This is a genomic window from Rhizobium skierniewicense (assembly GCF_014196515.1).
Classification (GTDB): domain Bacteria; phylum Pseudomonadota; class Alphaproteobacteria; order Rhizobiales; family Rhizobiaceae; genus Agrobacterium; species Agrobacterium skierniewicense.
Genome location: NZ_JACIDV010000007.1, coordinates 310638 through 324730 on the forward strand (window position 1 = coordinate 310638; position 14093 = coordinate 324730).

Annotated in this window: 10 protein-coding genes, 1 tRNA gene, 2 rRNA genes and 1 pseudogene; 4 read left to right on the forward strand and 10 right to left on the reverse strand. The window is 57.6% G+C overall.

Annotated features, from left to right (window positions below; translation table 11 throughout):
* Nucleotides 1–97 precede the first annotated feature (97 nt).
* The gene (locus tag GGQ73_RS13780; RefSeq protein ID WP_183896792.1) at nt 98–2032 is read left to right on the forward strand and encodes a beta-galactosidase; all 1935 of its coding nucleotides are present in this window, start codon (nt 98–100) and stop codon (nt 2030–2032) included.
* Between the two features lie 137 nt (nt 2033–2169).
* Here the strand turns inward: GGQ73_RS13780 and GGQ73_RS13785 are convergent, their stop codons facing one another.
* Nucleotides 2170–3369, reverse strand: a complete 1200-nt coding sequence (locus tag GGQ73_RS13785) for an ROK family protein (RefSeq protein ID WP_183896793.1) — start codon at nt 3367–3369, stop codon at nt 2170–2172.
* A 282-nt stretch (nt 3370–3651) separates the two neighbouring features.
* Between GGQ73_RS13785 and GGQ73_RS13790 the strand changes: the two genes are divergently transcribed.
* Together GGQ73_RS13790 and nagB are read left to right on the forward strand one after the other, a co-directional pair.
* On the forward strand, nt 3652–4788 hold the full coding sequence (locus tag GGQ73_RS13790) for an ABC transporter ATP-binding protein (RefSeq protein ID WP_183896794.1): 1137 nt from the start codon (nt 3652–3654) through the stop codon (nt 4786–4788).
* 65 nt (nt 4789–4853) lie between these two features.
* Entirely contained in the window at nt 4854–5585 is a 732-nt protein-coding gene (gene nagB, locus GGQ73_RS13795; RefSeq protein WP_183896795.1) for a glucosamine-6-phosphate deaminase, read from the forward strand.
* Between the two features lie 248 nt (nt 5586–5833).
* Here nagB and GGQ73_RS13800 read toward each other — a convergent pair whose 3' ends face one another.
* The 3 genes from GGQ73_RS13800 to GGQ73_RS13810 form a co-directional block, all read right to left on the reverse strand.
* Complete coding sequence (locus GGQ73_RS13800; protein WP_183896796.1) at nt 5834–7585, reverse strand: amylo-alpha-1,6-glucosidase; 1752 nt, start codon at nt 7583–7585, stop codon at nt 5834–5836.
* Nucleotides 7586–7605: 20 nt separating this feature from the next.
* Nucleotides 7606–8622, reverse strand: a complete 1017-nt coding sequence (locus tag GGQ73_RS13805) for an ROK family protein (RefSeq protein WP_234910963.1) — start codon at nt 8620–8622, stop codon at nt 7606–7608.
* Between the two features lie 93 nt (nt 8623–8715).
* Nucleotides 8716–9657 (reverse strand): DMT family transporter, encoded by a 942-nt coding sequence (locus GGQ73_RS13810; protein WP_183896797.1) that lies wholly within the window; start codon nt 9655–9657, stop codon nt 8716–8718.
* Nucleotides 9658–9865: 208 nt separating this feature from the next.
* On the opposite strand from GGQ73_RS13810, the gene GGQ73_RS22970 reads away from it, so the two are divergent.
* Nucleotides 9866–10144: a hypothetical protein gene (locus GGQ73_RS22970; RefSeq protein ID WP_234910964.1), complete on the forward strand. Its 279-nt coding sequence runs from the start codon at nt 9866–9868 to the stop codon at nt 10142–10144.
* Between the two features lie 384 nt (nt 10145–10528).
* Here GGQ73_RS22970 and tnpC read toward each other — a convergent pair.
* The 6 genes and pseudogenes from tnpC to GGQ73_RS13845 all read right to left on the reverse strand — a co-directional run.
* Nucleotides 10529–12094 (reverse strand): annotated as a pseudogene (tnpC, locus tag GGQ73_RS13820) (IS66 family transposase).
* A 71-nt stretch (nt 12095–12165) separates the two neighbouring features.
* The gene (tnpB, locus tag GGQ73_RS13825; RefSeq protein WP_183896798.1) at nt 12166–12459 is read right to left on the reverse strand and encodes an IS66 family insertion sequence element accessory protein TnpB; all 294 of its coding nucleotides are present in this window, start codon (nt 12457–12459) and stop codon (nt 12166–12168) included.
* 5 nt (nt 12460–12464) lie between these two features.
* On the reverse strand, nt 12465–12863 hold the full coding sequence (tnpA, locus tag GGQ73_RS13830) for an IS66-like element accessory protein TnpA (protein WP_210290117.1): 399 nt from the start codon (nt 12861–12863) through the stop codon (nt 12465–12467).
* 226 nt (nt 12864–13089) lie between these two features.
* Nucleotides 13090–13166 (reverse strand) — tRNA-Met (locus tag GGQ73_RS13835).
* A gap of 354 nt (nt 13167–13520) precedes the next feature.
* A 5S ribosomal RNA gene (gene rrf / locus GGQ73_RS13840) occupies nt 13521–13635 on the reverse strand.
* Between the two features lie 316 nt (nt 13636–13951).
* Nucleotides 13952–14093, reverse strand: a 23S ribosomal RNA gene (locus GGQ73_RS13845); the annotation flags it as partial.

Here is a 14093-nt window from a genome sequence, read left to right on the forward strand (position 1 = left end):
CCTTAAGGCCCTTTCGTCAGCGAGGGTACCGGATACCAACCATCCGGCGCCTCCCTTTTTATTTCTTCCGAATTTTCCTGCCTGATGGATATGTGACATGCTTGGCGTCTGCTATTACCCCGAACACTGGCCTGAAGACATCTGGGCTGAAGATGCCAGGCGCATGGCAGAGACCGGTATAGGCGTGGTGCGGATTGCAGAATTCGGCTGGGCCCGCATGGAACTGGCCCCTGGTGTTTTCGACTGGTCCTGGCTTGATCGCGCGATAGAGACACTGGCCGCCGCCGGGCTCAAACTGGTTCTTGGCACGCCGACTGCTGCTCCGCCCCGCTGGCTTGTCGATCTGCATCCGGATATCCTTCCTGTTGATCGTAACGGACTGCCGCGGCTGTTTGGTTCGCGCCGGCACTATACGCCCGCGAGTCCCGCTTTCATCGAGGCAACGCGCCGAATCGTGACGGCCATGATGGAACGCTACGGCGAGCATCACGCCATTATTGGTTGGCAAGTGGATAACGAATTCGGTTGCGATGATACAATCTTCTCCTGGGGCAATCTCGACCGTGCACACTTTCAAGACTGGCTGAAGGCCCGCTACACGACAATCGATGCACTGAATGCGGCTTGGGGCAATGACTTCTGGTCGATGACGGTTGGCGACTTTGCGGAGGTTGAACTTCCCACGCGCCAGGTTTGCGACACCAATCCATCGAGCCAGATCGATTTCATGCGCTGCCGTTCCGATCTCTTTGTGGACTATTTCCGCTTGCAGGCCGAGATCATTCGCGCCCACGCACCAGGCCGCTTTGTCACTCATAATTTTATGGGTTTCTCTCATACCTTCGACCATTTCGAGATGGGCCGGCAGATGGATGTGGCGAGTTGGGATTCTTATCCGCTTGGGCGGATCGAAAGCCTGCCGCTGACGGACGCGGAGCGCAACCGCTTCGCCCGCACCGGCCATCCCGATGTCTCGGCTCTGCAGCACGATCTCTATCGCGCTGTGGGCAATGGCCGCTTCTGGATCATGGAACAGCAGCCAGGCCCGGTAAACTGGGCCACTTGGAACGCCGTGCCCGAACGCGGAATGGTGCGGCTGTGGACCTGGGAGGCGCTGGCGCATGGCGCCGAGGCCGTGGTCTACTTCCGGTGGCGGCAGTATCGCAAGGCGCAGGAGCAGATGCATGCAGGCCTTCTGCGTCCAGATCATATTCTGTCTCAAGGTGGCGCGGAAGCAAGCCGAGTGGCTAAGGAGATTGCATATCTCGGTCCGCTACCCGCCACAACGCCTGCGCCTGTTGCGCTCGTCTTCGATTATCAGGCGGCCTGGGTCACGCAGTTCCAGCCGCAGGGAAAGGATTTCGATTATCGCATCCTCAAACTGCGTTGGTATGAGGCCTTCCGCCGGCTGGGAATCGACGTGGACGTGGTGGAGCCCGGCACCTCCCTTTCTGGCTATAGCTTGGTGCTCGTGCCAACGCTGCCGATTGTCTCCGAGGCGGCCCTGCAGGCGTTTCAGGAAACCAACGCCCTGATATTATTCGGACCACGCACCGGCTCGAAGGACCAGAATTTCGCAATCCCCGAGAGCCTGCCACCCGGCCCTACGCTACAGGGAATTATGCCACTAAAGGTGACAGAGGTCGAAAGTATGCGGCCTGGCCTCTCTGCCGCAGTCTCCGGCACGGTTTCCGGCACCGTCACCCGTTGGCGGGATTTTCTCGAGACCGATCTAGAGGTGCTTGCCCACTTCGATGACGGCGCAACCGCACTCACCGCCGCTGGTCGCTTTCACTATCTGGCTGGCTGGCCGGAAACCGACCTGCTTGGCTCGGTTGCGCGTTATCTTTTGGCAAAGGCGGGGCTCTCGGTGGTCGACCTTCCCGAACATGTCCGGATGCGCCGCCGCGGCTCCCTCACTTTCGCGTTCAACTACGGACCGGAAAGTTATACTCTGCCGGTTGCAGCCGAACAGCTGCTGATCGGTACGCCAGAGTTGAAGCCGCACGACGTTGCCTGCTGGCGGGCGTGACAGTCAGCATCAATTCCGGGGCCATCTGGATGGCTGGAGACATCCTGACGTCGGAGTTCAGGGCGTTTCCAGCTCATCGCTTCACCGTAAAATTGGAGTGAAGAGCCCATTGAAGATGACCATACAGATGGTTCGGCTCAATTCCTCGCCTGTGGCAAACGCATTTCGCTTGGCAGTTCCTGCGGCGAAAACAGTGCGTTGTGCAACTGGTTGAGGGCGATCGCAACGGCGCCGATCAGAGTAGCTCGCGGACCAAGCGCGCTGGACTCCAGGCTGATCTGGCGGCGGGTCAGACGAGGTAGTTCGGACCGTATCAGCGACAGGAGCAAGGCGTTTCGTCCAACATTGCCACCTAGCACGATCATTTCTGGATCGATCATCGCATCGACCGAAACGATCAGAAGTGCTGCCAGCCTCGCCGTTTCCCGAATTACGGCAAGCGCTGGTTCAGCACCTGTTTCCGCCGCTTCCAGGATCTGCCTTGTGTCGGCCTCGACGCCACCGGCCGCGCGATAGCGATCAACGATACCTTTCGCGCCGATGACACTTTCGAGCGCGCCACGCTCAAGACTATCCTCACGATAGGGATCGGCGCCGATGGGCAGGTATGAAATCTCGCCAGCCGCCCCGCGCGCGCCCTTTACCAGCTTGCCGTTGACAAGCATACCAAGGCCGATACCGGTGCCAAGCGCTATGAACACAGCCGTCTCCAACCGTGCGGCGCATCCCTTCCAGGCTTCGCCGAGCACTGCGGCATTCACATCATTTTCGATGACAACTTGGCAGCCCAGTGCATCGTTGAGCTGGCGCACCACGTCAAGGCGACCCGTTTCGGCCATGTTAGGCGCCAGCGCCAGATATCCAGAAACGGGATCGACGACACCAGGCGTCGCAACAGCGGCCAGCAGTATCTTTTCGAAACCGATGCCTGCAAACTGCAGATTTTTTTGAACCAGATCATGCACGTGGCCGATCAGCGCCTCACCTGCACGCCCATCTGTCGGATGATCGCTTTCATGAACGATGGTGCCGGAAACAGAGACAATGGCGATGCGGATCGTCGTCGCCCCTAGATCCACGCCGACAGCATAGCCACTCGCTTCCGCCACCTCGTAGGTCACGGCGCTACGCCCGACCTTGCCGCTAATAATGCCGTTGACACGCACCCATCCGGATTCCTCCAGCGCGCGGATAACCTCCGACATGGTTTGCTTGGACAGACCTGTCTTCTTGGCCAGCGTTGCACGGGAGGTCGGGCCTTCTTGCAGCAGCACGTCCATGGCGGCACGCACGGAAATCTGGCGGAGAACGGGAGAAGGACTTTGGCGTAGGGTCATCAATGCGCTCTTAGGTGACTCGGTTTCAATATTTCCACTTTTCCTCATCTACAGAAATCGAGCTCATCTGCATAGGGTTCGGAGAGGTGACGAACTATCGGAGTGGGTGCGTTAGCTATATAAACCATGATGCAAGGATTCGACGACCTTCCACGGCGACAAATCTGAAAATTATATTCGGCAACTTGACGAACTATATAAAAGACAGCAAAGTGGTATCGCTACAGCCGCTTCGATGATCTGCAGCGGCGTGCCGAGAAGAATAGATCGAAGGGGTTCGCAATGGCTAGTCTCACACTAAACGGCGTGGTGAAGCGCTATGGCACGCATCCCGTTATCCACGGCGTTGAACTGACTGTCAACGACGGAGAGTTCGTTGTGCTCGTTGGTCCTTCTGGATGTGGCAAGTCCACCCTCCTGCGTATCATCGCGGGTTTGGAAGAGACCACAGCTGGTCGTGTGCTCATCGGTGAGGAGGATGTGACTGCCCTTCCACCTGGGGATCGTGGCATTGCCATGGTCTTCCAATCCTATGCGCTTTATCCACACATGACAGTTCGCCAGAACCTTTCTTTCGGGCTCGAAAACCTCAAGATGACGAAGGTGGAAATTGAGCGACGGATCATCGAGGCGGCGCGGATGCTTGCCATCGAACCGCTGCTGGAGCGTCGTCCAAAACAATTGTCCGGTGGCCAGCGCCAACGTGTCGCTATCGGCCGCGCCATCGTGCGGAATCCCAAAGTCTTCCTGTTCGACGAACCCCTGTCGAACCTCGATGCGGCGCTTCGCGTGCAGACACGTGGCGAAATCAGCCGCCTGCACAAGCGCCTCGATGCCACCATGATCTACGTGACGCATGATCAGATCGAGGCCATGACAATGGCCGATCGCATCGCGGTGCTGAATGCCGGTGTACTGGAACAGTTTGGCGCGCCACTCGATCTCTTCGATTTCCCCGTCAACAAGTTCGTTGCCGGCTTCATCGGCTCACCGCAAATGAATTTCTACGACGGAATTTTGCGAGCCGTTGGTGCCGAGAATGTCGGCGTCGAGGTCGCAGGGTTCGGTGTTGTGCAAGTCCCGGTGGATGGCTCCGCGGCTGCCGTCGGCGACAAGGTTATCCTTGGCGTACGCCCTAACCACTTCCATATGCTGAAGGAGCACTCGGATACCTATCACCGCGTTCGCGTCCGGGTCACCTATACCGAAAGCGTTGGCACGGAGACCTACATGTTTGGCAAGGTCGAAGGCTCCGAGGTTAACACGGTGCTTCACCTGCCAGACCATGTGCCTGCTGAAGAAGGCGACGTACTGAATTTTGGCATCAAGCCAGACCGCTTCCACCTCTTCGATGGCAAGACGGAACAATCACTCCCCAAGCGTCGCGCCGATGGAAGCCGCATCGTCAGCGCTGCTTGAACTCCATCCAGCGGAGAGCCGTACCGCCTCGCGTCGGCATAGTCTCCGGATCTCGGAATACTAACATGACACCGATCATCCTTGCCGACGCACCGCAGGCGGCAAATGCCGTTGCCGAGCGCATCATCGCGGTCTTGCGCGACAAGCCCGAGGCAGTGCTTGGCCTTGCCACCGGTGCCACGATGGAACCCGTTTACGCCGCGTTGGTCGCGGCGTACCTGAGCGGTCGGGTGAGTTTTTCCCGCACCACGACGTTCAACTTGGATGAATATGTCGGAATACCTCCCGATCATCCCGGAAGTTACCGCGCCACCATGAACCGGCTGTTATTCGATCACGTCGATATTGAATTGTCGCGCACCCACGTTCCAGACGGTATGGCCGCAAATCCGGAAGAGGCAGCCGAAGCCTATGAGCTTCAAATCCGTCAAGCAGGCTGCATCGACTTGCAGCTTCTTGGTATTGGACGCAACGGACATATCGGTTTCAACGAGCCTGGATCAACGCTTCAAAGCCGCACTCGCCACGTCGTCCTGCATTCCGAAACGTTGGCTGCCAACCAAGATTTCTTTGAAGATGCCGAAGTACCGCGAAGCGCGATCACCATGGGTATCGCCACGATCCTGACGGCTCGGTCCATCCTCGTGCTCGCCACCGGCAACGCCAAGCAATCAGCAGTCCGTCAGGCGCTCGCTGGCGGCTACCACTCCGATTGTCCCGCCTCTGCGCTGGCCGGCCATACCGACGTAACCTGGATCCTCGACGATGCAGCGGCGCAGAGCGCAAGGGTGGTTTGAAGGTGAGCCTCCAACCAGTCTTGAGCAATGCTCAGTCGGCCCGTCCTCCATCCGTGGCTCCTCATCGGCTAACGAGCAACACTTCTATTTGCACGTGAATATGCCTGACGAGGCGCGATCCGCTCCCATCGGGTTGAATGGCGCGGAAGTTCTGCTGATATCCCCTGGGGTGTAATGTATCCAGCGTCATCTCTTGGCCGATCAATGATCGGAGACGGCAGTGTGCCTACTGCCGTACCTTGGGTCTCTCAGTCGGCCAAGCGTCCTGCGTCAATCGCTGCCTCGATGATGGCGCGATGCTCGAGAATCGCGGCGGCGTGCATGCCAGTCCAGCCTTGCAGAAGAGATCCTCGCGCGAAGGGTGGCGAAAAATATTCGACGGAGCCTATCCAGCCCTTTTCGAGGCTGGTCTTCCACCAGCGCGTCAACGGATAATCCGCCCCCCCTACACCGTATTTCAGGCGCTGCTCGGCATAGAGGGCAGAGAGATAGGGCCAGTCAGCACCATTGTGGTATCGATAGGCGAAGGCGGACTTTGCACGGGTGTCGGCAGTACGCTTGAATGGTGGCCAAGCGCACATCACGCCCCAATCTCCATAGGGTTGGCGATCATTGTTGCGGGTTTCGAGCAACCGTGCAACGTTCTCCAGCACCGTTTGCGCCCGATCGGCGGAGACCGCATCAAAGCGCAACAGTGTCAGACTGTCGAGCGTCAGGTGATCCTCCACGAACTCGCCTTTCAGACCGTAGTCTTGATACCAGCCATCCGGCGTCAACATTGCCTCATCGAGATTGGCACGCGCCTTCTGGGCAAGTGCACGTGCCTCGTCTGACAAGTCCGCATCCAGCGCTCCTCCATGGGCGGCGATTACGTCGAGCGCCCCGATCCACAAGCCGATGTCATAGGCAACGTAGCCGTGGCGATAGACATTGTCGGCCCAGTCACGGTCGTGGCGCGGTTTGACGACGAGGCCCGTTCCGAAATGATCGAAACCCTGGTAACGGCGGAAGATCGCCGCCACCGTTTTCCAGTGGTCGGAGAGCGCCGCGGTATCGCCCGTGACGCGTATATAGTCTCCGATGGTCAGGACGAAGAAGAGAGGGCTGTCGAAGTGATCGCTCCACCAGTCTGTTGAACGAAGATGCTCCATCTTGTATTCGGCCGAATTGACGCGGAATCTCTCCCATTCCTCACCCTGCTTCGGGCCAGTGAGAATGACGGCACTCGGTGCCTCGCCATCTATCTGGATGCCAGTCGCCAGCAGGTCGATCTGGTCGCGCACCACCTGCGGTTCTAGGAAGAGCAGCGGCTGCAGTGTCCAGTAGCCGTCGCGATAATAGGTGCGGGTCGGTGCCGAATATGCCTGACCAGCGGCCAGCCCAAGAAAACGGCCATCTTCTGCGCGGCGGATCGAAGAAAGCGAGGCGTGCGTACTCTGTATGGCCATGGATCGCATCAGAGGTCCCGCAGAAGGCAGGATATCGCAACGCGCCACATGCGAGGAGCATTCGGCGATAATCTCATCGGCGGAAAGCAACAACCCGCGCTCCGCCTCTGCACGGCTAGCACCGACCGCAATCACGATGTCACCGCCCGTCCGCGTTTCAACGATAGTGAAACCCCAAGGCGTGGTGGCGATTCGACGCGCGCCTTCGTGGCGTACTTTTTCCGGCGCAGTCAGCGTGCCCCACCAGGCACAGCGTCTGGCGGGACGCACAGCCTTCAGCCGCGCGCCCCGCAAAAGAAGCGTCGGCGCCGTCTGCGCCACATGCACGGAGCGAGAGCCGGCGACTATCCGGTTTGGCGCATGGATAAAAGGACCATCCCATGCATCAAAGAAGATGTTCGCCATCTGGCCGCAACCCCAGAGGGACAGCTTCAATTGACCCTCCGGCATGAAATCGCCCTGCAGGCGCGGCGCCATGAACGCCATCTGCACCGAGTGGCGGGTCTCAACCAGTCCGTCGGGCCTCGCAAAGGCAATATCGGTCTCGGTCATCCAAGGTCTCCTCAGAAAGCTCAGGCAGCGGCGGCGGTTCGCGCCGCGGCCAGATGGGAAGCGAGCATCACGGCGCCGATGAGACCAGCCTGAACACCAAAGCGACTTGGTTCGACGGGGCAATCGAACGGAAGAAGCGGGACAAGATGATGGCGCAGGCGTTCGAGAAAGATTGGCTGCGCACCAATGCCGCCGCCAACCACGATGCGGGCAGGATCGATCAGCGCTTGAACTGCGGCAAGGCCGAGCGAGGCATCGCGCGCTACGACATCGATTGCTTCTAACGCGGACGCATCGCCGGCAATCGCACGGGTAAACAGACCGGCAACACTTTCGCTGCCCAGTTTAAAGCGCTGGCGGATACCAGTCGTGCCGACCAGATCCTCGAACAGGCCGCTTGCGGATGTGGGCGCTGATGCATGCGGTTGAGCACCCACAGGCAGATAAGAGATCTCACCTGCGCGACCGAAAGCGCCACGCGCCAACGCGCCATTGACGACCAGACCCATGCCGACGCCTGTGCCGAAAGAGATGAAGACGATCGAAGCAACGTCGTGTCCAGCAACGCTCTTGGCTTCCCCATAAGCTGCCAAGTTGACATCGTTTTCTACCGCGATCGGGCACGACAGGCGTTCGCCGACAAGGGCGGCAAGCGGCCGGTCGACTGGCAGCGCGAGGTTCGGTGAAAGCGACCCAAGTCCGGTTTGCGGTGATATTGCGCTTGGAACACCGATCATGACCTGTGCGATGTCATCGACGGTAACACCTGACTCACGTGCCAAAGCCATCGCCATCTCAGTTATTTGGTCGAGAACATGTGCATTTGGTCCGTGGCGCGTCGGCTCTTCGCGCGACGCAAGTATGTTGCCTTCGGCGTCGGCAAGCCCTGCTAGAAGTTTTGTTCCACCCAGATCGATTCCGATCACGAGGCGATTTTTCAGCATTTGATCAAACGCGCTCGCCTGCTTCACGCCTAACGTCTGCGCGGTCTTGGAAGCGTTCAAAACGGTACTCGCGAACGCGATATCCAGTGGCATGAACGACGCTCCTTTTATTTGTTCGGTACGTTGACGAATTTATTAAGCGGTGTTGCCTACACATGTCAAGTTGGCGCTCTATGGAGGGAAAGCCTATGTTTCGTTGAGGCGGGTGATAACCCGCTCACGGTGCCAAATATAAAGCCCGGAACCAATCAGAATCAGCGCGCCGGCAAACGTCCAGACAGTTGGGATGTCGCCAAAGAAAACGTAGCCGAGGATGAGGACGGCGAGAAACTGGAAATATTGTAGCGGAGCGAGAAAGCTTGCTGGCGCGAAACGGTGTGCCTGAATATAGAAATAATGACTGATCGCACCGAAGAAGCCCGCGCCGAAGAGCGCGAGCCAGGTGTACGCATCGCTCGGCCAAATGAAGACGAAGGGCAATATCGGCGTCAAAATAAGCGCCGGGAGAGCCGCCATGATAAGAAGCATGCTGCCTGCCGATTCTGTTCCCGCCAGCCTCCTCGTCATGATGGAATAGCCAGCGCCTATAATAACGGACAGCAGGACGATGCCAAAAGCGGGGTCAAGAGCACCGGGCTGGGGCCGCGTAATGACGAGCACACCGATGAAACTGAGGCCAATCGCCGTCCACCGGTAGCGCCCCACCTTTTCGCCCAGCCACACGATTGACAGTAGTGTGACGAAGGCTGGACCGGTGAACTGGATCGACAACGTCTCAGCGATCTGGAGTTGGCTGAGGGCGACGAAATTGAGGCCGGTGCAAACGATCTGAATGAGCGCCCGCATCATCTGCAGGCGAGGCTGCTTTGTCAGCCATGCCTCCGGCGCCTTCCATGGATTGAGTACCACCGCCACGAGCATGAAATGGATGGCGAACCGGAACCAGACCGTCTCGATAGCGGGCAGTTCTCGGCTGGCGAACTTGGCGCAGCTGTCGAGGCAGGCAAACAACGTAACGGCTACCAGCATCATCACCGCTGCCCGGCCCTTGTTGGCGCCGCGCCCGTCGGAGCTGACAATCAGGGTTTCTGTTTTTGCGGAAGATGAAGATGGTGAGAGAAAGGCCATAACGGTAACCTTGGGTTAATAATGAGACTCCCATCCGCTTACATAACATAAATTCTTATTTCGTCACCCTGTCGAACTAATATAACTTACCCACAAATCTTCCTTTAAATTTTGCTAGGGTGCGTCACGAATTTTTCGATAGCCCGCGCCGACAGGGCATGTTGGCGGCGGCAAGCTTTCGGTGCATCACGCGTGGATTGAAGGGCGGATGGCACAGAATGGCGAACTGACACTGGACGAGCTTTGCGTGGAACTCTGCGGATCTGGCGTTATCGTCCATCGCCCCAGTGTCGGACGGCTTCTTCAAAGGCTGGACCTGAGCCATAAAAAAAGCCTGATGGCCAGCGAGCAGCAGCGCCCCGGGGTCGCGCGGGCGCGTGAACTGTGGACCGGGCGGCGACAGCCTTTCTTCAACAAGGCATTGGCACGACTGGTTTTTATTGACGAGACGTCTACGAACACAAAGCTGACGAAGCAAACAGGCTGATTCCCCGAGGCCAGCGATATCGAACGAACGCTCCCTTTGAGTCGTGGAAATCCCAAACGTTCATCGCCGTGCTGCAATCCCATGGAATGTTTGCCCCCTGGATTGTCGACAGGCCGATGAATATGACCGCGATAAATGCGAGACGCCCGGCTTCCATCCTCACCTCGATGCAGGCGTTTCAGGAACACAGTGCCGGTCTGAATGAGCGGCATAGAACCGAGTTTGCCGGCCGGGTCAGGGCGGGAGAGTTCAGGGATAGAGCTGAGGAGCTGGCATATCTTGAACGCTTCCGTGCCGTACTCGCCGTGAGCGTCCGGTGAGCGGACTTTCGGTCAGCATCGCTCAATTCTGTCTTGAGCGATTTGTCGGTTCGGGAGCGAACTATCACGCCGCCTCGTTCAATTCTTTTAGCGATGACCACCGCCAAGGCAAAAGCTCTTCGAGGCGATCGGTGGGGTGATCCTGGATCCGGGCCAGGACATCGGTCAGATACGCCTCCGGATTGTGGCCATGAAGCTTTGCGGTTTCGATGATGCTCAGGATATTTGCGATGCGCTCACCACCCTTGTCGGAGCCCGCAAACAACCAGTTTTTGCGGCCAATTCCCAGTGGTCGCATGGCACGCTCAGCTATGTTCTTGTCGATTTCAACCCGGCCGTCATCAAGATAGACGCTCAATGCTGCCCATCGTGACAGCGCATACCGCATAGCTCCCGCCAGCCTCTGTTTCTGTGGCAGTGTTGTCTGGACATCCTCGATCCACTCTTTCAGCTCGGCCAGGATGGGTTTAGCATGCTACTGGCGCAAATCCCGCCTCTCGTCAGGCAACATGCCACGGATACGATCCTCGATATCGTAGAGAGCACCAATGCGCGACAGCGCTTCCTGCGCGATCGGTGATGGCTTGAGTTTGATCACGTCATGGAATTTGCGGCGTACATGCGCCATGCAGGCAGCCTCGATGATCTGATTGCCGTACAGCTTGTTGTAGCCAGCATAGCCGTCCGCGTGCATCACGCCACTGAAGTTGGAAAGATGTTCGGCCGGGTGCCCCCCCTTGCGGTCAGGGCTGTAATAATAAGCGATCGCTCCGGGCCTGGGGTCTTGATAGCCGCGCCCATCGAAGACGTAGACCCAGACCCTCCCGGTCTTGGTCTTTCCTCGTCCAGGGTCGAGAACATCGACCGGAGTGTCGTCGGTATGGATCCGATCGACGGCCGCGATATGCGCTCTGATCAGCAAAATCAGGGGGCCGAGCAAAGCCGATGCACGCCCCATCCAGTCGGCCATCACGGAACGGGAGATATCTATCCCAAGCCGATCGTACATCTCCGACAGTCGGTAAAGTGGGATGTGATCGTCGAATTTGGCGACCATGATATGGGCAAGCAATCCGGGACCGGGTTTGCCGCGCTCGATCGGTAGGGTCGGCATCTTGCCAGACACCGATGTGTCGCAGTCCTTGCAAACGAAGCGCTTTTCGACATGGCGAACAATCTTCACGGATGCCGGCATATGCTCCATGACCTGGACCACCTTATCAGGTGCTTTCAGGAACGATGTCCCGCCGCAGGTCGGGCAATTGCACCGCGCCGGATAGATCCGCTCTTCTGTCGGCAGCCCATCCGGCAAAGGTCTGCGCCTTGGCTTTTCGCAGGCATCTTCCAGCTCCGGCAGAGGTGTCCTTCCAGAGCGAACCTCAGCCTCGGCGCGGGACGCTTCAATCTCCTCGAGCATCAGTTCGAATTGTTCGATCTTGCGGTCTATTTTCTCGGACGAGGCCCCATGCTGTCGATGTCGCAGCAACTCCAACTGCGCGCGCAAAATGTCGATTATGGTATCGCGCTTGGTAACTTCCGCGTCTTGTCGCTCGAGTTTCGCCGCCTGTTCAGCAACCAATGCACGCAGTGCAGATAGCTCGTCCTGACCCTGTGGCGGCGTTGTTTCCATACCCAAAAATGTAACTGATTTGGCCCTCTAGCGCCAGTATTACCCCTGACACCCCCTGCAAAATAACACTTTCAGCCCGTGCGATGAGGCGCTGACGTCCATGTCGGTCGCCGCCAATCGATCCCCTCGACGAGCATCGACAACTGAGCCTGCGTCAGATGCACAACGCCATCTTTGACTGCCGGCCATGGGAAGTATCCGCGTTCCAAAACCTTGTAAAACAGGCAAACCCCCTGGCCGTCCCACCATAAAAGCTTGATCCGGTCGGCACGCCTGCCGCGGAACCCGAAGATCGCTCCAGAACCAGGCGCTTGTCTGATCACTCCCTCGACCAGTGCAGACAAACCGTCGATCCCGCGACGCATGTCAGTCACTCCGCAAGCCAGATAAACCTGTACGTTCCCTGACGGCCCGATCGTGCCGCTTCAACACAAGCGATCAACGATGCCAAAGTCTTTCGCTCGATCTTTGCCGGTACCTTCAGGCTGCGACCGTTGCGCAGCGAGATCCGTACAAACGTTTCCGGGGACACAGTGGATGGCACGTGCCGCGAAGGATCGTTGTCAACAAGACGAACCGGCAAGAACGACGGCGAGTCATCTCGACCGTAGAGAGTTCTGCGCCAGACCCTAATTTGCGATGGATGAACGTCATGCCGACGTGCCACATCGCAGACACGCACGTCTGGCTGAGCCGCTTCCGCCAGGATGGCCAGCTTCACCTCCAACGGCCAGCGCCGCCTGCGTTCAATGCCTGAAATAATCTCCATGCGAGCCATGCCAACATCTAAGATCCCGATCTAATCCCAGCATTAATGCCGGTACTAACGCAAGATCATCGCCTGGATGGCTCAGTTCGTGAAATGTGTTGGCCGGACGCACACGTTCAAACATGGGTCAATTCTCGATGGAAATATCCTATGCTACCGGGTCAGTTCTCAGTGGCAATCAACAACGCCGAGGCGGAGGCTGAATGGAAGCTGTTACAAGTTTCAGTGGTTGCGGGGGCAGGATTTGAACCTGCGGCCTTCAGGTTATGAGCCTGACGAGCTACCGGGCTGCTCCACCCCGCGTTACCAGGTTTTTGCACTTGCAAAAACCGACACAGCAAACCCTTGGGTTTGCGTTCCTACCCGACTTTTGCCTTGGCAAAATGTCGTTTTCTCCGGGTTTTTGCGTTTGCAAAAACCGACAAAGCAAACCTTTGGGTTTGCGTCTCTACCCGACTTTTGCGTTAGCAAAATGTCGTTTTGGTCTGGTTTTTGCCGAAGGCAACATACCGTTGTTTGCACTCAAGTGGCTGACCATGTGCCTTATGAGTTATGCCGCTCGAACGACAAAAGGCCGCTTTGAGCGGCCCTTTTGTATCGGCTGGGCCGAAGGAGTGTGTTGAGAAGACTGTTTGTGTGATGCGTTGCGTTTTGCAGACCTGGCAGCGACCTACTCTCCCGCGTCTTAAGACGGAGTACCATTGGCGCTGGGGCGTTTCACGGCCGTGTTCGGAATGGGAACGGGTGCAGCCGCCCCGCAATAACCACCAGGTCGGCAAAACGCAACATATGATCCATGCTTTGCATGGATCATATGATTGCTTGTTTAATTGGTGTGCCTTGTCCTGTTCGCTTGACGCTCACAGGGGACACCAATTGGCCATACGGTACCCTCTCATATGAGGCACCGTCTGATCCAAGCGACCACAGACCCATGTTTTCACATGGAAACTGTTGTTTCGAGAAGCTGGAGAGCTCAAGGCTCTATTTAACTTACACGTCTTTCTGTGACCCGTCCGGAGCGCTTTGCGCGTCAGGACAGAACAGTTGATGTTTATCTTCGATAAACATGAACATAATCAATGGGAACGAAGAAGTCGATCGAGCTATTAGTAACGGTAAGCTTCATGCATTGCTGCACTTCCACACCCGTCCTATCAACGTGGTCGTCTTCCACGGCTCTGATAGGGAACACTCGTTTTCAGGTTGGTTTCCCGCTTAGATGCCTTC

Coding starts and splice junctions, on each gene's coding strand:
- GGQ73_RS13780 (WP_183896792.1), top strand. CDS start 98: ATGCTTGGCGTCTGCTATTACCCCGAACACTGGCCTGAAGACATCTGG.
- GGQ73_RS13785 (WP_183896793.1), bottom strand. CDS start 3,369: ATGACCCTACGCCAAAGTCCTTCTCCCGTTCTCCGCCAGATTTCCGTG.
- GGQ73_RS13790 (WP_183896794.1), top strand. CDS start 3,652: ATGGCTAGTCTCACACTAAACGGCGTGGTGAAGCGCTATGGCACGCAT.
- nagB (WP_183896795.1), top strand. CDS start 4,854: ATGACACCGATCATCCTTGCCGACGCACCGCAGGCGGCAAATGCCGTT.
- GGQ73_RS13800 (WP_183896796.1), bottom strand. CDS start 7,585: ATGACCGAGACCGATATTGCCTTTGCGAGGCCCGACGGACTGGTTGAG.
- GGQ73_RS13805 (WP_234910963.1), bottom strand. CDS start 8,622: ATGCCACTGGATATCGCGTTCGCGAGTACCGTTTTGAACGCTTCCAAG.
- GGQ73_RS13810 (WP_183896797.1), bottom strand. CDS start 9,657: ATGGCCTTTCTCTCACCATCTTCATCTTCCGCAAAAACAGAAACCCTG.
- GGQ73_RS22970 (WP_234910964.1), top strand. CDS start 9,866: ATGGCACAGAATGGCGAACTGACACTGGACGAGCTTTGCGTGGAACTC.
- tnpB (WP_183896798.1), bottom strand. CDS start 12,459: ATGCGTCGCGGGATCGACGGTTTGTCTGCACTGGTCGAGGGAGTGATC.
- tnpA (WP_210290117.1), bottom strand. CDS start 12,863: ATGGAGATTATTTCAGGCATTGAACGCAGGCGGCGCTGGCCGTTGGAG.